Annotated in this window: 16 protein-coding genes; all 16 read right to left on the bottom strand. The window is 61.4% G+C overall.

Annotated elements, in window-relative coordinates; translation table 11 throughout:
- Window position 1: 1 nt before the first annotated feature.
- Window positions 2-766, bottom strand: a complete 765-nt coding sequence (kduD, locus tag BM045_RS09335; protein ID WP_092182481.1) for a 2-dehydro-3-deoxy-D-gluconate 5-dehydrogenase KduD — start codon at window positions 764-766, stop codon at window positions 2-4.
- Entirely contained in the window at window positions 763-1,587 is an 825-nt protein-coding gene (gene kduI, locus BM045_RS09340; RefSeq protein WP_092182483.1) for a 5-dehydro-4-deoxy-D-glucuronate isomerase, read from the bottom strand. Before kduI ends, kduD begins: the two co-directional genes overlap by 4 nt.
- A 3-nt stretch (window positions 1,588-1,590) precedes the next feature.
- Window positions 1,591-2,340 carry a FadR/GntR family transcriptional regulator gene (locus tag BM045_RS09345; RefSeq protein ID WP_092182485.1) on the bottom strand — a complete coding sequence of 250 codons (750 nt, stop codon included), beginning with the start codon at window positions 2,338-2,340 and terminating at the stop codon, window positions 1,591-1,593.
- On the bottom strand, window positions 2,340-3,626 hold the full coding sequence (locus BM045_RS09350; protein WP_092182487.1) for a TRAP transporter large permease: 1,287 nt from the start codon (window positions 3,624-3,626) through the stop codon (window positions 2,340-2,342). Before BM045_RS09350 ends, BM045_RS09345 begins: the two co-directional genes overlap by 1 nt.
- Before the next feature lie 5 nt (window positions 3,627-3,631).
- Complete coding sequence (locus tag BM045_RS09355; protein WP_092182489.1) at window positions 3,632-4,144, bottom strand: TRAP transporter small permease; 513 nt, start codon at window positions 4,142-4,144, stop codon at window positions 3,632-3,634.
- 78 nt (window positions 4,145-4,222) lie between these two features.
- On the bottom strand, window positions 4,223-5,203 hold the full coding sequence (locus BM045_RS09360; protein WP_092182491.1) for a TRAP transporter substrate-binding protein: 981 nt from the start codon (window positions 5,201-5,203) through the stop codon (window positions 4,223-4,225).
- A gap of 271 nt (window positions 5,204-5,474) precedes the next feature.
- On the bottom strand, window positions 5,475-6,884 hold the full coding sequence (gene lpdA, locus BM045_RS09365; protein ID WP_092182493.1) for a dihydrolipoyl dehydrogenase: 1,410 nt from the start codon (window positions 6,882-6,884) through the stop codon (window positions 5,475-5,477).
- An 18-nt stretch (window positions 6,885-6,902) separates the two neighbouring features.
- A complete protein-coding gene (locus BM045_RS09370) occupies window positions 6,903-7,535 on the bottom strand; it encodes a LysE family transporter (RefSeq protein WP_092182495.1) in 633 nt (210 codons plus the stop codon).
- A 113-nt stretch (window positions 7,536-7,648) separates the two neighbouring features.
- Window positions 7,649-7,999, bottom strand: coding sequence for a hypothetical protein (locus BM045_RS09375; protein ID WP_092182496.1), 351 nt, complete (start codon window positions 7,997-7,999; stop codon window positions 7,649-7,651).
- Window positions 8,000-8,274: 275 nt separating this feature from the next.
- The gene (gene odhB / locus BM045_RS09380; protein ID WP_092182498.1) at window positions 8,275-9,525 is read right to left on the bottom strand and encodes a 2-oxoglutarate dehydrogenase complex dihydrolipoyllysine-residue succinyltransferase; all 1,251 of its coding nucleotides are present in this window, start codon (window positions 9,523-9,525) and stop codon (window positions 8,275-8,277) included.
- Between the two features lie 12 nt (window positions 9,526-9,537).
- Window positions 9,538-12,540: a 2-oxoglutarate dehydrogenase E1 component gene (locus BM045_RS09385; protein WP_092182500.1), complete on the bottom strand. Its 3,003-nt coding sequence runs from the start codon at window positions 12,538-12,540 to the stop codon at window positions 9,538-9,540.
- A 276-nt stretch (window positions 12,541-12,816) separates the two neighbouring features.
- The gene (gene sucD / locus BM045_RS09390; RefSeq protein WP_092183187.1) at window positions 12,817-13,725 is read right to left on the bottom strand and encodes a succinate--CoA ligase subunit alpha; all 909 of its coding nucleotides are present in this window, start codon (window positions 13,723-13,725) and stop codon (window positions 12,817-12,819) included.
- An 83-nt stretch (window positions 13,726-13,808) separates the two neighbouring features.
- On the bottom strand, window positions 13,809-15,002 hold the full coding sequence (gene sucC, locus BM045_RS09395; protein WP_092182502.1) for an ADP-forming succinate--CoA ligase subunit beta: 1,194 nt from the start codon (window positions 15,000-15,002) through the stop codon (window positions 13,809-13,811).
- A 98-nt stretch (window positions 15,003-15,100) separates the two neighbouring features.
- On the bottom strand, window positions 15,101-16,063 hold the full coding sequence (gene mdh, locus BM045_RS09400) for a malate dehydrogenase (protein ID WP_092182504.1): 963 nt from the start codon (window positions 16,061-16,063) through the stop codon (window positions 15,101-15,103).
- 263 nt (window positions 16,064-16,326) lie between these two features.
- Entirely contained in the window at window positions 16,327-17,028 is a 702-nt protein-coding gene (locus tag BM045_RS09405) for a hypothetical protein (protein ID WP_092182506.1), read from the bottom strand.
- Window positions 17,029-18,174 (bottom strand): cell division protein ZapE, encoded by a 1,146-nt coding sequence (gene zapE, locus BM045_RS09410; RefSeq protein WP_244522937.1) that lies wholly within the window; start codon window positions 18,172-18,174, stop codon window positions 17,029-17,031.
- Between the last annotated feature and the right edge of the window lie 46 nt (window positions 18,175-18,220).

Below are 18,220 nucleotides of genomic sequence, written 5' to 3' on the forward strand. Positions count from 1 at the left end.
ATCACCTCGCCAGCCAGCCGCCATCCACCGGGATGACGGCGCCATGCATATAGTTTGAAGCCTGCGACAGCAGGAACACCGCCGCGTCGCCAATGTCGGACGGCTCGCCCCAGCGCCCGGCCGGAATGCGGCCGAGGATCGAGGCCGAGCGATCCGGATCAGCCCGCAGCGCCTCGGTATTATTGGTCTCGATATAGCCCGGGGCGATGGAATTGACGTTGATGCCCTTGGCCGCCCACTCATTGGCGAGCAGCCGCGTGATCCCCAGCACGCCGGACTTCGATGCCGTATAGCTGGCCACCCGAATGCCGCCCTGAAAGCTCAGCATCGAGGAGATATTGACCACCTTGCCGGGTCGTCCCGCGTCGATCGCCCGCTTGCCCAGCGCTTGGCATAGGAAGAACATGGTTTTGAGGTTGATATCCATCACCTGGTCCCAGTCGGCCTCGGTGAAATCCACCGCATCGACACGCTTGATGATGCCGGCATTGTTGACCAGCCCATCGATCGGCCCATGCTGATCCCAGGCCGTAGCGAACATCGCCTGCGCCTCCGGGGTCGAGCCGAGGTCAGCGCGGACTTCGGCGAAATCCGCCCCCTGCCCCGCCATCAAGGACGCCGTCTCTTCCATGCTGGAGCGGCCGACACCGATCACCTTGCCGCCGGCCCGCCCGATGGACAGCGCAATGCCCTGCCCAATGCCGGTATTGGCGCCGGTGACCATGACCGTCTTGCCGGTCAATGAAAACGCAGAGAGATCCGTCACAGCAGCTCGTCCATGCCGATCTTTTCGGCGTCGGTATAGTCGACATTATCGCCGGCCATGGCCCAGATGAACGTATAGGCGCCGGTTCCAGCGCCGGAATGGATCGACCAGGGCGGCGAGATCACGGCCTGCTCGTTGCGCATGATGATGTGGCGGGTCTCGTCCGGCTCGCCCATCAGATGCACCACGAAGGCATCGGGCTTGAGGTCGAAATAGAGATAGGCCTCCATGCGCCGATCATGCAGATGCGCCGGCATGGTGTTCCACACCGAGCCGGGGGCGAAACTGGTCAGCCCCACCACCAGTTGGCAACTCTTGAGATCGTTCGTGTACTGGAAGATCGACCTCTCGTTGGCCGTTTCGGCGCTGCCGAGATCGAGACGCTTCGCGCCAGACTGCTTGAGCAGCGTCGTCGGATGGCTGGCATGGGCCGGCGCGCTGAGAAGATAGAACTTGGCGCCCTCGCCCGAGAAACTCACGGCCTTCGCGCCCATGCCGACATACAGCATGTCGCGCTCGCCAACGGCATAATCCGTGCCGTCTACGGTGATCGTTCCCGCCGTGCCGATATTGGCCGCAATCAGCTCGCGCCGGTCGAGGAAATTAGCCGTGCCCGTCGGCTTGATGGTTTCCAGAACCAGCGCGCTGCCCTGTGGCGTCGCGCTACCCACGGCCATGCGGTCGTAATGCGTATAGGTCCAGTTGACCGCGCCGGGAACGAACAGGTCGTCGATCAGGAAATGCTCGCGCAGTTCGGCCGTGTTCATGGTCGCAGCGCTGACCGGGTCGATGGCGAAGCGGATGTCGTAGTCGGTGCTCATAATCTAGTCCTGGTTGGAATGGGTCTGTTCGCGCAGCCGGTTGCGATAGCGCTCCTGGCTCAGCGACAGGTGCTGCCGCATCGCCTCGCGCGCGGCATCGGCATCCTGGGCCGAAATGGCCTTGATGATCTTGAGGTGTTCCTGTTGCAAGCCGGCTTGGTATTCGAAGGTCAGCACGCTTTCCGTGCCCCAGGGCGAGGCGACGTCGCAGGGAATGGTGCGGCTGCCCAGCCCATCCAGCACTTCGATATAGAAGGGATTGTTGGTCGCCGCCGCAATCGCCCGGTGAATGGCGAAATCCGTCTTGCCGGTCGGCGTGCCCAGCTTGAGCAGGCGTTCGAACTCGTTCCACGCCTCCTGAATCGCCGCCTCCTGGCTGGCGCTGCGGCGCTGGGCAGCAAGGCCCGCCGCCTCGATTTCGATGCCCATGCGCACTTCGAGCACATTGATGGCCACCGAAATCTTGTTGCTCTTCTCCGCCCCGATCTCGCTAAAGGGCGAAGCAGCGCTCCCGACCACAAACACCCCGGCGCCCTGCCGCGACTGCACCAATCCATCGGCCGCCAGCGCTGCAATCGCCTCGCGCACCACCGTTCGGCTGACGCCGAAAATCGTGGTCATCTGGCTCTCGGTCGGCAGCTTGCCGCCGGCCCGGTATTCGCCGGCGCGGATGCGCTTGCGCAGGGTGCCGATCACCAGATCCGCCAGTTTGGGCTTGCGGGCCGCCGCAAAGGCTTCGTCATGCAGCGACATTACTGACCCCGGAACAATGCTGGCAGCCATAGTGACAGGGCCGGAATATAGGTGACCAGCCCCAGAACGATCAGACCGGCCAGATAGAAGGGCCAGATGCTCTTCATCGCCTGCATCACCGTGATCTTGCCCACGGCGGCAGCGACGAACTGCACCGGCCCGAGCGGCGGCGTGTTGAGGCCAATGCCGAGGTTGAGGATCATGATGACGCCGAAATGCACCGGATCGACGCCAAAGGCTTTGACCATCGGCAAAAAGATCGGCGTGGTGATGATGATCAGCGGCCCCATATCCATGAAGGTGCCGAGCAGCAGCAGCAGCACATTGATCATCAGCAGCACCAGCAGTGGATCGCTGGAGATCGCCGCCATGCCGGCGGTGAGGATGGTGGCGACCTTGAGATAGGCCATCAGCCAGCCAAAGCTCGCAGCAGCGCCGATGATGAACAGCACCATGGCCGTGGTCCGCACCGCGCCCAGCACCGAATGGGCAAACTCGCCCCAGCTCAGCGAGCGATAGACCAGGAGCGTCACCAGCAGCGCGTAAAGCACGGCGATGCATGAGCTTTCCGTGGCAGTAAAAATGCCCGAGCGCACGCCGCCGAAGATGATGACGATCAGCATCAGGCCGGGAATGGAGACCAGGAAATAATAGCCGGCCTTGCGAAAGCCCGGAAAGGGCTCGGTCGGATAGCCGCGTTTCACCGCAACGATATAGGCCGTGACGCTGAGCACAGCGGCCAGCAGCAGGCCGGGAATGATGCCGGCGGTGAACAGGTCGGCGATGGAAATATTGCCACCGCCGGACAGTGAATAGATGATCATATTGTGGCTGGGCGGCAGCAGCAGTGCGATCAGCGCCGCCATCGAGGTGACGTTCACCGCATAATCGGCGCCATAGCCGCGCGCCTTCATCTGCGGGATCATGATACCGCCGACCGCTGCCGCTTCGGCCACCGCCGAGCCGGAAATGCCGCCAAACAGCGTCGAGGCTGCGATGTTCACCTGCCCCAGCCCGCCGCGCACATGGCCGATCAGCGAGCCGGCAAATGAGATGATCCGCGCCGCAATGCCGCCGCGCATCATCAGGTCGCCGGCAAAGATGAAGAAGGGAATGGCCAGCAGCGAAAAGGCCGAAACGCCCGAATTGAGCTGCTGGAACACCACCACGGCCGGACGGCCCAGATAGACGATGGTGGCAAAGCTGGCGATGCCGAGGCAGAAGGCGATCGGCGTGCCGATGACCATCAGCACGGTGAAGACGCCGAAGAGGATCCAATATTCCATAGGTCTCAGGCCTCGGTGATCGTCGGATCGGTGGGCAGGTCATCGACCGGCTCGCCCGCCGCGCGCAGCAGCAGGCGCTCCAGCGAGAACAGGCACATCAGAAAGCCCGAGATCACGATGGGGAAATAGGTGAAGGCGGTTGGCAGGCCGAGCACGGGAATGCGGGTCGACCAGTAGCGGATGACCAGCTCGCCGCCGAAAAACACCATGCCGAAGGCAAAGGCGAAGACGCAGAGATCGCTGATCGCCCGCAGCCACGGCTTGGCGCTGGGCGGCAGCACATAGAGCAGCACGTCAAAGCCCATGTGGAAATTCTCGCGCACACCGACGGCGGCGCCGAGAAAAATGAACCAGGTCATGATCATGATCGAACCGGCCTCGGTCCAGGCGGGCGAGGCATTGATCACGAAGCGCATGAAGACCTGATAGGCAACGATGGCAGTCATCGTCACCAACCCGATCCCAGCCAGCCACAGCACGGCATTGGAAAGCTGCCCCAGCGCACGGCTGATCGGCATGAGCCTGTCTTTCACGATAATCCCCTCCCCGCACGCAAACGGGCCGGCACAGGTGCCGACCCGCCTTTGGCTAAAGCCTTAGCCTTCAGTAGCCTGAATGCGGGCAACCAAGTCCTTCAGTGCGGCGTCGGTGACATACTTGTCGTAGACCGGGCCCATGGCGTCGATGAAGGGCTGCTTGTCGACTTCGTTGATCGTAGCGCCGAGCGCCTCGACAGCCGCCTTGGATTCCACTTCCTTGGCCGACCACAGCTCGCGCTGCTTGGCGACGGATTCCTTGGCGGCTTCGCGGAACAGAGCCTGGTCTTCCGGCGTCAGCCCGTCCCAGACGACCTTGGAGATCACCAGCACTTCCGGCACCATCAGGTGTTCGTCGAGCGAGTAATACTTGGCAACTTCGGCATGACCGGCGGTGTCATAGCTCGGGTAGTTGTTCTCGGCGCCGTCGATGACGCCGGTCTGGATGCCCGAATAGACTTCGCCATAGGGCATAGGCGTGGCGTTGCCGCCCAGCGCCGCGACCATGTCGACGAAAATGTCGGACTGCATGACGCGCAGCTTCATGCCGGCCAGATCAGCCGGGGAATTGATCGGCTTGCCGCTATTGTAGAACGAGCGCGCGCCACCGTCGTAGAAGGCCAGCGCCACCACGTCGACCTTGTCGAATGCGGCCAGAATTTCCTCGCCGATCGGACCATCCAGCACGGCGTGGAAATGGTCGGCCGAGCGGAAGATATAGGGCAGCTGGGTGACCGTGGCTTCCGGCACCTGGGTACCGAAGGCGCCGATCGAAATGCGGTTGAGATCGATCACGCCGAACTGCGTCTGCTCGATCGTGTCTTTCTCCTCACCGAGCTGGGCGGAGTGGAACACTTCGACCGAATAGCGGCCATCGGTCTTTTCGCTGAGCAATTCGCCGAAATGCTTGACCGCCTCGACGGTCGGATAGCCATCGGGATGGGTATCGGATGAGCGCAGCACGGTCTGGGCGCTGGCGGTCGAAACCATCAGGGATGCAGCGACAAGCGCGGTCGCCGCCAGTTTAGGCAGATGAAACATTGGTGTCCTCCCAAAGTGACACCGGTCCGGCTCGTCCTCCGCGCCGTTGGCAACCGGTGTCGATAACGGCATCAGGCTCCCCACCCATGCCGCTCAAGACTTGCCATCCTCCTCTGGACTTGGCGATGTCTTGGTGTTGAAACTGGTATGGAAGAACAAAACACAAGTCAACATACAATAGGCAACAGGTTGTATGATGACTTTAGTACAAACAAAAACACCGCCGGCAGAGCCAGCGGTGTTTGCAATAAATTCGTTATTTGACAGTAGTTTAGATGTGGATCGCACCGTCGCCCAGCGAGAGCGCGGCTTCGCGCACGGCTTCTGAGAGGGTCGGATGGGCATGGGTGGAACGCGCCAGATCTTCCGAAGAGCCGGAGAATTCCATCAGCACGACCAGCTCGTGGATCATCTCGCCGGCATTCTTGCCCACGATATGCGCACCCAGAACGCGGTCGGTGTTAACGTCGCTGAGGATCTTGACAAAGCCCTGCGTTGCCAGCATCGCCTTGGCGCGGCCATTGGCCGTGAAGGGGAACTTGCCGATCTTGTATTCGACGCCATCGGCTTTGAGCTCGTCCTCGGTCTTGCCGACCGAAGCGATTTCCGGATTGGTGTAAACCACGGCCGGGATGACCGCATAGTTCACATGGCCAGCCTGGCCATTGAGGATTTCGGCGACGGCAATGCCCTCGTCTTCAGCCTTGTGCGCCAGCATCGGGCCGGCAATCACGTCGCCAATGGCATAAATGCCGTCGACCGACGTCTTGTAGTGCTGGTCGACGCGGACGCGGCCGCGCTCATCCAGCGCCACGCCGACAATGTCGAGGCCCAGCCCTTCGGTGAAGGGCTTGCGGCCGATGGCGACCAGCGCCACGTCGGCATCGATGATTTCCATGTCGCCGCCCTTGGCGGGCTCGACGCGAAGCTTGAGCGAGCCATCGTCCTGCTTGTCGATGCCGGCAACCTTGCTCGACAGCTTGAACTCCATGCCCTGCTTCTGCAACATGCGCTGGAACTGACGCGCCACTTCGCTATCCATGCCCGGCAGGATGCGGTCGAGATATTCGACCACGGTGACCTTGGCGCCGAGACGCGCCCAGACCGAGCCCAGCTCGAGGCCGATGACGCCGGCGCCAATCACCAGCAGCCGGTTCGGCACCTTCTCTAGCGACAGCGCGCCGGTCGAGGTGACGATGGTCTTCTCGTCGATTTCGATGCCCGGCAGGTTGGCCGAGACCGAACCGGTGGCGATGACGATATTCTTGGTTTCGATTTCCGTGGCGGCGCCCGACTGCGGCGTCACCAGAACCTTGCCCGGCGCCACGATGGTGCCAATGCCGCGGATCGGGGTGATCTTGTTCTTCTTGAACAGATAATCGACGCCGCCGACATTACCGGCTACGACCTCGGTCTTGTGGTTCATCATCTGCGGCAGGTTCAGCACCGGCGCCGGAATGTCGATGCCCAGGGCCTTGAAGCCATGGCCGGCCTCTTCGAACAGCTCGGAAGCATGCAGCAGCGCCTTGGACGGAATGCAGCCGATGTTGAGGCAGGTGCCGCCATGGGTGGCCCATTTTTCGACAACCGCGACCTTCATCCCCAGCTGTGCTGCACGGATCGCGGCAACATAGCCGCCCGGACCCGAGCCGATGATGGTGAGATCGTACGCGTCTGCCATTTTTTGCCCCGAAGAAGGTTAGTGCTGCTGCGCCAGTGCGACACGCACGGCCAGCAGGATGAATGTAATGCCGGTGACTCGATTAAACCACCGGCCAAAGCGGAAAAAGCCTTGCCGAACAGAGGCTGTCGTAAAGAAAACCGAGACCAATGCGAACCAGGCAAAAAGCATTAGGCTCATGCAGCCAACATAAATGACCTTGATGTCATTTCCGGTACGCACCGAAACCAGCGTGGTGAACAGCGCGAGGAAGAACAGTACGGCCTTGGGATTGAGCAGATTGGTCAGAAAGCCCAGCGCAAAAGCGGCGAAATCACCGCGCCTGGCCCCGGCCAGATCGCTCTCGGCCGGGGGCTGCGGCGGCGGGCTGCGCAGCGCGGCAATCGCCAGCCAGACCAGGTAGGCGGCCCCGGCCCATTTTAGAATATTGAACAGCATCAGTGAATTGCCAACGATCACCCCAAGCCCGAGCAGCGTGTAGCTGCCATGGACCAGGATGGAGGTAGCAATACCGGCCGAGGTGAAAAGCGCAGCGCGGCGGTCATGGGCGATCGACTGGCGCAGCACCATGGCGAAATCGGCGCCGGGGATCACCGCATTGATGCCGAAGGCCAGCATCAGGCCGGCAAATTCAAGCCAGGGAAAACTCATCGGTACACCGCCGCTTTGTCGGGACTATCCGTTACACGAGCCTCGGAGTCGGGGCAACGCGTCAGTGTCACGGACAGCAGGATACACAGCTGGGACGCCAAGGGGATATCGCGCTATTGCGACGCGATATCCTGGGCTTTTTGAAGCGCAGCAGGGAGTTGCTTGTCGATATCGAGGGCGCCGCTCTGCACCTGCTCGAGAAAGGCCCGGCAGAAGGTGTCCTTGTCCTCGGCCTGGTTATAGGCGCTCATGATCTGGCTGCCGCCGTAATTCTCGGCCGCCTGCTTTTCGCCGGCTGCGGCGCCGCCCAGCCGCGCGATGACGCGATCGGCCAGGTCGAGGAAGCCGATATTGCGCAAGTACCAGTTATCATTGGCAGTTTTGTAGGCGGCGTCGAGCCCGGTGGTCTCGTAGCAATGCGTGGTCATGGCCGAAACGATGACTTTGGAGCCATGAAAAGCCATCAGCTCGCCGATTAGTTCGGGGTCGGAAGCATCCTGTGCGCTGGCGGGGAGAGATACAATCAGCCATGCCGCTGCAAGTAGGATGGGGAAACGCAAGACGACAAAACTCCGAAAATTGGGGCAGAACGCCTGCCCGACCAGACACCGCATAAGCCCTGAATTCGTTAACAGACTGCTAGCATCGAGTTCACCAACCCGTCACCAATTCACAGCCAACGCGAAACGAAAAGGGCCCGCCACTGGCGAGCCCTCGTATGCATCGGTAATGCGGCTTCTTAGAGGTCGAGCACCAGGCGCTCCGGTGCTTCAAGGCTTTCCTTGACGCGGACCAGGAAGGTCACGGCTTCCTTGCCGTCAACGATGCGGTGATCATAGGAGAGCGCGAGGTACATCATCGGGCGGATGACGACCTGACCGCCAATGGCGACCGGGCGTTCCTGGATCTTGTGCATGCCCAGAATACCGGACTGCGGCGCGTTGAGGATAGGCGTCGACATCAGCGAGCCATAGACACCACCATTGGAGATGGTGAAGGTGCCGCCCTGCATGTCGGCCATCGACAGCTGACCGTCGCGGGCCTTCTTGCCGAGACCATTGATCGACTTTTCGATATCGGCAATCGACATCTGGTCTGCATTGCGCACGACCGGCACCACGAGGCCCTTGTCGGTGCCGACAGCGACGCCAATGTGCGCATACTGCTTGTAGATCAGCTCATCGCCATCGATCTCGGCATTGACGGCCGGGATTTCCTTGAGGGCGTGCACGACAGCCTTGGTGAAGAAGCCCATGAAGCCGAGCTTGACGCCATGCTTCTTCTCGAACAGCTCCTTGTAGGAATTGCGCAGGTCCATCACCGGCTTCATGTCCACTTCGTTGAAAGTGGTCAGCATGGCGGCGGTGTTCTGCGCATCCTTAAGGCGACGGGCAATGGTCTGGCGCAGGCGGGTCATCTTGACCCGCTCTTCGCGCGACGCATCGTCGGCGGAAACCGGAGCGCGCGGTGCAGCGGGAGCCTTGGGGGCTTCGGCAGCAGCCGGGGCGGCAGCGGGAGCCGGCTTGGCCAGAGCGGCCAGCACGTCTTCCTTGAGCACCTGGCCATGCTTGCCCGAACCACCCAGCGTGCCTGCATCTAGGCCATTCTCGTTGATCAGCTTCTGCGCCGACGGCGCCGGAGCGCGATCGGTTGCAGCGGGCTTGACCGGCTCGGGACCAGCCGCATTGGCAGCCGGCACTTCAGCCTTGGCCGGGGTCGGCGCGGCAGCAGGGGCGGCCGAAGCGGCAGCGCCTGCAGCAGCGATGGCACCGAGCAGGGCGCCAACGTCCACCGTCTCGCCCGGCTGGGCAGCAATGGCTTCAAGCACGCCGCCAGCGGGAGCCGGCACTTCGATGGTGACCTTGTCGGTTTCGAGCTCGACGATGGGCTCATCGGCGGAAACGGTGTCCCCGACCTTCTTGAACCACTGGCCGATGGTGGCCTCGGTGACGCTTTCGCCAAGGGTGGGGACGCGGATTTCAGTCGACATTTTCTTGTCCTTTTAGCTGCCGAGGGCTTCGTCGAGGAAGGCCTGCAGTTGAGCGAGATGGGTCCGCATCAGACCCGTAGCAGTGGAGGCAGACGCCGGGCGGCCGGTATAGCGGACGCGCTGGCCGGTGCGGCCCATCTGGTCGAAGACCCATTCAACATAGGGCTGAATGAAGGCCCAGGCACCCATATTCTTGGGTTCTTCCTGGCACCAGATCACTTCGGCATTCTTGAACCGGTTGAGCTCGTCGAGCAGCGCCTTGGCCGGGAACGGATAGAGCTGTTCGATGCGCAGCAGATAGACATCGTCGATGCCCTTCTTCTCGCGATCTTCGAGCAGGTCGTAATAGACCTTGCCGGTGCAGAGCACGACGCGACGGATCTTTTCGTCGGCCACGAGCTTGGTGGTGGTCTTGGGTGCGCCCGGTGCCTCGGCATCGTCCCAGAGGAGACGGTGGAAGCAGCTATCCGGACCCATTTCGACCAGCCCCGAGGTGGCACGCTTGTGGCGCAGCAGGCTCTTGGGCGTCATCAGGATCAAAGGCTTGCGGAAGTCACGCTGCACCTGGCGGCGCAGGGCGTGGAAGTAATTGGCCGGGGTGGTGCAGTTGGCGACCTGCATATTGTCTTCGGCGCAGAGCTGGAGGAAGCGCTCTGGACGTGCGGAGGAATGCTCCGGGCCCTGCCCTTCATAGCCATGCGGCAGGAGCATCACGAGGCCCGACATGCGGAACCACTTGCGCTCGCCCGACGAGATGAACTGATCGATGACGACCTGCGCACCATTCACGAAATCGCCGAACTGGGCTTCCCAGATGGTCAGGGCCTTGGGCTCCGCCAGCGAGTAGCCATACTCGAAACCGAGCACAGCCTCTTCGGAGAGCATCGAGTTGATGACCTCATAGCGGCTCTGGTCGTCGCTCAGGTTGTTGAGCGGCGTATAGCTCTTGTTGTCGACCTGCTGGTCGTTGAGCACCGAGTGACGCTGGCTGAAAGTACCACGCTCGACGTCCTGGCCGCTGAGGCGCACCGGATGACCTTGGGTCACCAGCGTACCAAAGGCCAGGGCTTCGGCCGTCGCCCAGTCCACGCCTTCGCCGGATTCGATGGCGGCCAGACGGTTGTCCATGAAGCGCTTGACCGTCTTGTGGACGTTGAAGCCTTCCGGGATACGCGTCAGGGCCGTTCCGATCTTGGCCAGCTCATCGATCTCGACGCCAGTATTGCCGCGACGCGGACCTTCCTGGTCAGCCGGCTTGAAGTCCTTCCAGGCGCCATCCAGCCAGTCGGCCTTGTTGGGGCGATAGTCTTGGCCGGCCTCGAATTCGGCTTCGAGCTTGGCGCGCCAATCGGCCTTCATCTGGTCGACTTCGGCAGCGCTGATATTGCCTTCGGCAATCAGCTTTTCCGAATAGATCTCCAGCGTCGTCTTGTGGGCGCGGATGCGCGAATACATCAGCGGCTGGGTGAAGCTGGGCTCGTCGCCTTCGTTATGGCCGAAGCGGCGATAGCAGAACATGTCGATGACGACAGGCTTGCCGAACTTCTGGCGATATTCGACGGCGACCTTGGCGGCAAACACCACGGCTTCCGGATCGTCGCCATTCACATGCAGCACCGGTGCTTCGATCATCTTGGCCACATCGGTCGGATATGGGGACGAGCGCGAATACATCGGGCTGGTGGTGAAGCCGATCTGGTTGTTGATGACGAAGTGGATCGAACCACCCGTGCGGTGACCCTTGAGGCCGGAAAGACCGAGGCATTCGGCGATGACGCCCTGCCCGGCAAAGGCCGCATCGCCATGGATCAAGAGCGGCAGCACCATCGAGCGGTCGGGCTTGCCGTCCGTCGCGATATTGACCAGCTTGCCATCGGGCGAAATATGCTGGTCCTGCTTGGCGCGCGACTTGCCCAGCACCACGGGATCGACGATCTCGAGGTGGGAGGGGTTGGCGGTCAGCGACAGATGCACCTTGTTGCCGTCAAATTCGCGGTCCGACGAGGCACCGAGGTGGTACTTCACGTCGCCCGAACCCTCGACGTCGTCGGGGTAGAAAGCGCCGCCCTTGAACTCATGGAACAGCGCGCGATGCGGCTTTTGCATGACCTGGGTCAAAACGTTGAGGCGACCGCGGTGGGCCATGCCCAAAACGATATCCTTGATGCCCATGGCACCGCCGCGCTTGATGATCTGCTCGAGCGCCGGAATAGTCGATTCACTGCCATCAAGGCCGAAGCGCTTGGTGCCGGTATACTTGACGTCGATGAACTTCTCGAAGCCTTCGGCCTCGATCAGCTTGGAGAGGATCGCCTTCTTGCCTTCGGCCGTGAAGGTGATTTCCTTGTCCGGACCTTCGATGCGTTCCTGGATCCACTGCTTGGCTTCAGGATCGGAGATATGCATGAATTCGATGCCCATCGTGCCGCAATAGGTGCGCTGCAGGATGGCCAGCATTTCCGGAATGGTCGCATATTCGAGGCCGAGATAGCCGTCGACGAAGATCTTGCGGCTATAGTCGGCTTCGGTGAAGCCATAGCTCGTCGGATCGAGCTCGGGAGCCGGCTCGTCTTCCTTCATCTTGAGCGGGTCAAGATCGGCATGCAGATGACCGCGCATGCGATAGGCGCGGATCATCATGATGGCGCGAATCGAATCGCGCGTGGCCTGCAAGACGTCGGCTACCGACGACTTGGCGACACCCATGGCCTCGGCCTTCTTGGCGATGGCCTTTTCGGTCTTGATGGCGATCTCGCCCCAATTGCCGTCAAGGGCCGAGACCAGTTCGCCATTGGCGCTCTGCGGCCAGTCCTTGCGGGTCCAGCTTGGACCTTCGGCATTTTGCTGGGCGACACCCTCGCCATCGTCGAGCTTGGAGAAGAAGCTCTTCCAGGTCTCATCGACACTGGCAGGGTCTGTCTTGTAGCGGGAATACAGCTGCTCGATATAGTCGGCGTTCCCACCATAGAGGAACGAAGTCAGCAAGAACGTGTCGTTCTTTTCCTGTCGTGTCATCGCTTTTATGTGCGAGGCCCACGCCCCGCCATCCTTCTCAACAACCGGCAAAGCCGGTCCATGCGGTCCCTAATTTCGTGTCGGATACTGACCGCTTATCCTTAGTATCCTGTTAAGTGTAACAACCCCTGAGCAGGGTTGTGGCTCAATTCAAGTTTATCGTCTTGGACACAGTCTTGGCGTAACACCATTCTGTGTCCGAAGCGCGACCGACATCGGTCGCATTCGTGACGCCGCCCCCCTCTTTGCAAGGGAGGCGACAGATCAAATCCCAGACTAGCCTTTAAGCACTTCAGCAAGCGTGCGGCCGATACGGGCCGGCGACTTGCTCATGCGAATGCCGGCGGCTTCCATCGCGGCGATCTTGTCTTCTGCGCCGCCCTTGCCACCCGAAATCACGGCGCCAGCATGGCCCATGGTGCGGCCCGGAGGAGCGGTGAGACCGGCGATGAAACCAGCCATCGGCTTCTTGCGGCCGCGCTTGGCTTCGTCGATCAGGAACTGCGCGGCATCTTCTTCAGCCGAACCACCGATTTCACCGATCATGATGATCGACTTGGTGGCTTCGTCGGCGAGGAACATTTCGAGCATGTCGATGAATTCGGTGCCCTTGACCGGATCGCCACCGATGCCGACGGCGGTCGACTGGCCGAGGCCTTCATTGGTGGTCTGGAACACTGCTTCATAGGTAAGCGTGCCCGAGCGGGAAACAATGCCCACCGAACCCTTGGAGAAGATCGAGCCCGGCATGATGCCGATCTTGCATTCTTCCGGCGTCAGCACGCCCGGGCAGTTCGGACCGAGAAGCCGCGACTTGCTGTTGGCAAGGCGCGCCTTGACCCGCACCATGTCGAGCACCGGAATGCCCTCGGTGATGCAGACGATCAGCGGGATCTCGGCGTCGATCGCTTCGATGATGGCGGCAGCCGCGCCGGGAGGCGGCACATAGACCACCGATGCATTGGCGCCGGTGCGCTCCTTGCCTTCGGCAACCGATGCGAACACCGGCAGCGTGGCGGATGCGTCAACGCCCGAAGTCCAGGTTTCGCCGGCCTTCTTGGGGTTCACGCCGCCAACCATCTTGGTGCCGTAATAAGCCAGGGCCTGTTCGGTATGGAATGTACCGGTCTTGCCGGTGAGGCCCTGCACGAGAACCTTGGTGTCTTTATTGACGAGGATCGACATCGACTTGTGCTTCCGTTTTGGTCCGGCTTGCGCCGGCATCCAGCGCCTGGGCGCGGACAATGAAAATGGCGAGGGCGGCTTGCTTAGCCCTGCACGGCTTTCACGATTTTCTGTGCGGCGTCGTCGAGATCGTCGGCCGAGATCACATTGAGGCCCGACTGGTCGAGGATGGCCTTGCCTTCCTTGACATTGGTGCCTTCGAGGCGAACCACCAGCGGCACATCGAGGCCGACTTCCTTGACCGCGGCGATCACGCCCTCGGCAATGACGTCGCAGCGCATGATGCCGCCGAAGATGTTGACCAGAATGCCCTTCACCGCCGGATCGGCAGTGATGATCTTGAACGCTGCCGTCACCTTCTCCTTGGAAGCACCGCCGCCAACATCCAGAAAGTTTGCCGGCTCGGCGCCATAGAGCTTGATGATGTCCATGGTCGACATGGCCAGGCCCGCGCCGTTCACCATGCAGCCGATATTGCCGTCGAGGGCAACATAGGCGAGGTCGAACTTGGAGGCTTCGATTTCCTTGGCGTCTTCTTCGGAGAGATCGCGCAAGGGCTTGAGCTCTTCGTGGCGGAAGGCGGCGTTATTGTCGAAGCTCACCTTGGCATCGAGCACGCGCAGGTGACCGTCGGTCATGACGATCAGCGGGTTGACTTCGAGCAGGCTCATGTCGGTTTCGACAAAGGCCTTGTAAAGGATAGGGAACAGCTTGGCCGCGTCAGCCTTGGCATCGCCATCGAGCTGCAGCGTTGCAACGATCTCGGCAATATTGGCTTCGGTCACGCCGGCAGTCGGGTCGATATCGACGGCGACGATCTTTTCCGGGGTATCATGGGCAACGGCTTCGATGTCCATGCCGCCTTCGGTCGAGATGACGAAGGAAACGCGGCCGGTGGAGCGATCGACCAGCAGCGAGGTATAGAGCTCGCGGGCGATATCGGCGCCGTCTTCGATATAGAGGCGGTTGACCTGCTTGCCGGCATCGCCGGTCTGCTTGGTCACGAGGGTATTGCCGAGCATTTCCTTGGAGAAGGCGACCACGTCTTCAATGGTCTTGGCCAGGCGCACGCCGCCCTTGGCATCAGGACCCAGTTCCTTGAACTTGCCCTTGCCGCGACCGCCGGCATGAATCTGCGACTTGACCACATAGAGCGGGCCCGGCAGCGACTTGGCGGCAGCTTCGGCTTCGTCGGCCGAGAAGATCGCGACGCCGGCAGCAACCGGTGCGCCATAGCCCTTCAGCAGCTCTTTGGCCTGATGTTCATGGATGTTCATTTGATATCCCCTTGGATGGGTAGCGGCGCAGGGTGACCTCAACGCGCCGATGGGCTGAAGCGGTCATCCCCGCTGGCGCGGGGATGACATCGGATCGGCTAGGCGAGTTTAGGCTGGATTTTCTTGCAAGCTTCGATTAGGCCTTCGACCGAGGCGACCGACTTGTCGAAAGCCTTCTGCTCGGCGGAGTTCAGCGAGATTTCGACGATCTTTTCGGCGCCACCGGCACCGATCACCACGGGCACGCCAACGTAAGTGCCTTTGACGCCATACTGGCCATCGAGATAGGCAGCCGACGGCAGCACGCGCTTCTTGTCCTTGAGATAGCTCTCGGCCATGGCAATGGCGGAAGCCGCTGGAGCATAGAAGGCCGAACCGGTCTTGAGCAGGCCGACGATCTCGGCGCCGCCATCACGGGTGCGCTGCACGATCTCCTCGAGGCGTTCCTTGGTGAGCCAGCCCATCTTGACGATGTCGGTCAGCGGAATGCCGGCAACGGTGGAATAGCGGGTCAGCGGCACCATGGTGTCGCCATGGCCGCCCAGCACGAAGGCCGAGACGTCTTCGACGGAAACCTTGAGCTCGTCGGCGATGAAATGCACGAAGCGCGAGCTATCGAGCACGCCGGCCATGCCGATCACCTTGCTGGTGGGCAGGCCTGAGAACTTCTGCAGCGCCCAGACCATGGCATCGAGCGGGTTGGTGATGCAGATGACGAAAGCGTTGGGGGCATACTTGGCAATGCCAGCGCCGACCTGTTCCATCACCTTGAGGTTGATTTCGAGCAGGTCATCTCGGCTCATGCCGGGCTTGCGCGGCACGCCGGCGGTGACGATCACCACGTCGGAGCCTTCGATGTCCTTGTATTCCGACGTGCCCTTCATGGCGGCGTCGAAACCCTGGCTCGGTGCAGACTGGGCGATATCGAGCGCCTTGCCGGGGCCGATGCCCTCTGCAACGTCGAACAGGACCACGTCGCCGAGTTCCTTCTGCGCTGCAAGAAGGGCGAGCGTGCCGCCGATCTGTCCCGAGCCGATAAGAGCGATCTTTTTGCGCGCCATTCGTCGTCCATCCCAGACTGCGTTGAATTGGCGCACGTCTTAACCCTACCGGCCATGTGGGGCAAGTGAACCCTTCGTCGTAAATGGTCTTTAGCCCTTGCCGATGAACGAAGGGGGCATGCCGATGCGGCAACCGGGCCGATCAGCGCGACGCTGGCGTCGGACGATTGAGGGTCAGCCGCGTCAGGAAGTAATCCACCTGCGCCGTCCGCTGATGGGCCTGCGGATGTTACCGCAGCCAGAAATCGAGAGCCATCCCGATTTCACTCATGTCTTGCTTCGGCGCCGGACACTGCTGTCCAGAAGTCATGCGACAGGATGGTCACCGAGGTCAGGAAATAATCGATCTCGAAGCGGCTTTCATATTTCGCCTTGAACACCTGGAGATTGAATGTCGCCTCGATTGTGCCCGTCTTGCCCGGCGCCTCGAACCTCAGCCATTTGTCATACCCCATTGCCTGGAGCGTGAAGCGCAGGCCGCGCTCCGAAAGCATGCCGATGAAATTGGGCATGGCCACATAGCCTCTCATCCCCACGCCATTGAGCAACAGCCGGAGACGCCCGGCAACGACATCGTCTTCCTCTGCGGGCTCATGCTCCCCCAGCGCACCCCACGATATCAGAGCGGAAGCGACGTCCGGGTGCCAGTTCAATCCCTGCCAACGCGCTTCCGCGTCGAAGTACAGATACAGCTGCTCAAACTGGGCATAGGGCCAGTTTTCGGCATCGGGAAAATGGTCGGAGCTGCGCTGATGCCAGATAAGCTTTTTGGGCTTGATCCCGCAGAACGCGAAGACCTCGTCACGATGGCTCTGACCCAGAACCAGGCTTTCCGGCGGGCTATATTGCTTGCCGATCTGGAGCGTACCGGAGTGTCGCGCCGCCTGATCCTCGGCATTGAGTTGCTGCCCGCCATTGATTTGCGACCACAGGTCGATCGTCGTCAGCTTGACCGTCCTGGCCATTCATCCCTCGCTGGTCGATGCCTCCCGAAGACCTTTGGCGAGGTATTCTTCCGACTGCATCTCATCCAGCCGGGAGATGGTGCGCTGGAATTCGAAGGCGGTCCGCTCGTCCTTGCCCAATTGCTCGAGCGGCACTGCAAAACTGGCGCCCAGCTTGACGCCCCGATCGTAGAGATTGTCGACGAGCAGGATGAAGCGCTTGGCCGCATCGGATTTGGTGCGGTCCATCTGTGGCACGTCGTCGAGAACCATGGCATCGAACACATGTGCGATGCGCACGAAGTCGCGCGAACCGAGCGGCTTTTCACACAGATCGGCAAAGCCGAACCGCGCCGCGCCCATGGCAATCGCCGGGACCGCAATCTCGCGGCCGATGCTTTCCACCACGCCCGGTTCGCCCGCGACGCCGCCGGTAATGCGCAGCCAAAGCGCATCCATTTCGGCGCGCACGGCGGGACCAGTGCCAAAGGCATAGACATTCTGGCCGGCAAATTTCATCCGCCGATAATCGCGCTCGGCATGCAGCGACGCGACGATGCAATGCTGCTTGAGCAGTTCGATAAACGGCAGGAACAGCTGGCGGTTGAGCCCGTCCTTGTAAAGCTCATCCGGCACCACATTGGAGGTGGCGACCAGCGTCACGCCGTGGGCGAAGAGCTTTTCGAACAGCCGATACAGCAGCATGGCATTGGTAATGTCATGCACATGGAATTCATCGAGGCAGAGCAGCCGCAGCCCGGAGCGCAGGATCGGCCTGACCACGGCTTCGACAGGATCGGCATCCTTGCCCTTGGCGCTCTTGCGGAACGCCGCCATGCCGGCATGGATCTCGTCCATGAACTCATGGAAATGCACGCGCCGCTTTTGCCTGATCGGCACGGCCGCAAAGAACAAGTCCATCAGCATGGTCTTGCCACGCCCGACCTCGCCATGGAGATACAGTCCGCGCACCGGCTCGGGCCTGTCGAACAGCTTGCCGAAGAAGCCCTTGGGCTGTTCGGCGACAACGCCAGCCAGCACCTGGTCCAGCAGGCCCGCGGCCTCGCGCTGCGCCAGATCAGCCGTGAGCACGCCGCGCCTAGCCAGATCGGCATAGGCGGCGGTGACGGGACCGGAGCTATTGGATGGGGCAGTCGCCACTGACACTTGGCTGAACTCGGTGTGTTTTCGGTCAAGCCGAGTCGAAAATGGT

The sequence above is a fragment of the Devosia sp. YR412 genome, from assembly GCF_900110945.1.
Classification (GTDB): Bacteria; Pseudomonadota; Alphaproteobacteria; order Rhizobiales; family Devosiaceae; genus Devosia.

Coding starts and splice junctions, on each gene's coding strand:
- kduI (WP_092182483.1), bottom strand. CDS start 1,587: ATGAGCACCGACTACGACATCCGCTTCGCCATCGACCCGGTCAGCGCT.
- BM045_RS09370 (WP_092182495.1), bottom strand. CDS start 7,535: ATGAGTTTTCCCTGGCTTGAATTTGCCGGCCTGATGCTGGCCTTCGGC.
- BM045_RS09385 (WP_092182500.1), bottom strand. CDS start 12,540: ATGACACGACAGGAAAAGAACGACACGTTCTTGCTGACTTCGTTCCTC.
- BM045_RS09355 (WP_092182489.1), bottom strand. CDS start 4,144: ATGCCGATCAGCCGTGCGCTGGGGCAGCTTTCCAATGCCGTGCTGTGG.
- BM045_RS09345 (WP_092182485.1), bottom strand. CDS start 2,340: ATGTCGCTGCATGACGAAGCCTTTGCGGCGGCCCGCAAGCCCAAACTG.
- odhB (WP_092182498.1), bottom strand. CDS start 9,525: ATGTCGACTGAAATCCGCGTCCCCACCCTTGGCGAAAGCGTCACCGAG.
- mdh (WP_092182504.1), bottom strand. CDS start 16,063: ATGGCGCGCAAAAAGATCGCTCTTATCGGCTCGGGACAGATCGGCGGC.
- BM045_RS09350 (WP_092182487.1), bottom strand. CDS start 3,626: ATGGAATATTGGATCCTCTTCGGCGTCTTCACCGTGCTGATGGTCATC.
- sucD (WP_092183187.1), bottom strand. CDS start 13,725: ATGTCGATCCTCGTCAATAAAGACACCAAGGTTCTCGTGCAGGGCCTC.
- BM045_RS09375 (WP_092182496.1), bottom strand. CDS start 7,999: ATGGCTTTTCATGGCTCCAAAGTCATCGTTTCGGCCATGACCACGCAT.
- sucC (WP_092182502.1), bottom strand. CDS start 15,002: ATGAACATCCATGAACATCAGGCCAAAGAGCTGCTGAAGGGCTATGGC.
- BM045_RS09360 (WP_092182491.1), bottom strand. CDS start 5,203: ATGTTTCATCTGCCTAAACTGGCGGCGACCGCGCTTGTCGCTGCATCC.
- lpdA (WP_092182493.1), bottom strand. CDS start 6,884: ATGGCAGACGCGTACGATCTCACCATCATCGGCTCGGGTCCGGGCGGC.
- BM045_RS09405 (WP_092182506.1), bottom strand. CDS start 17,028: ATGGCCAGGACGGTCAAGCTGACGACGATCGACCTGTGGTCGCAAATC.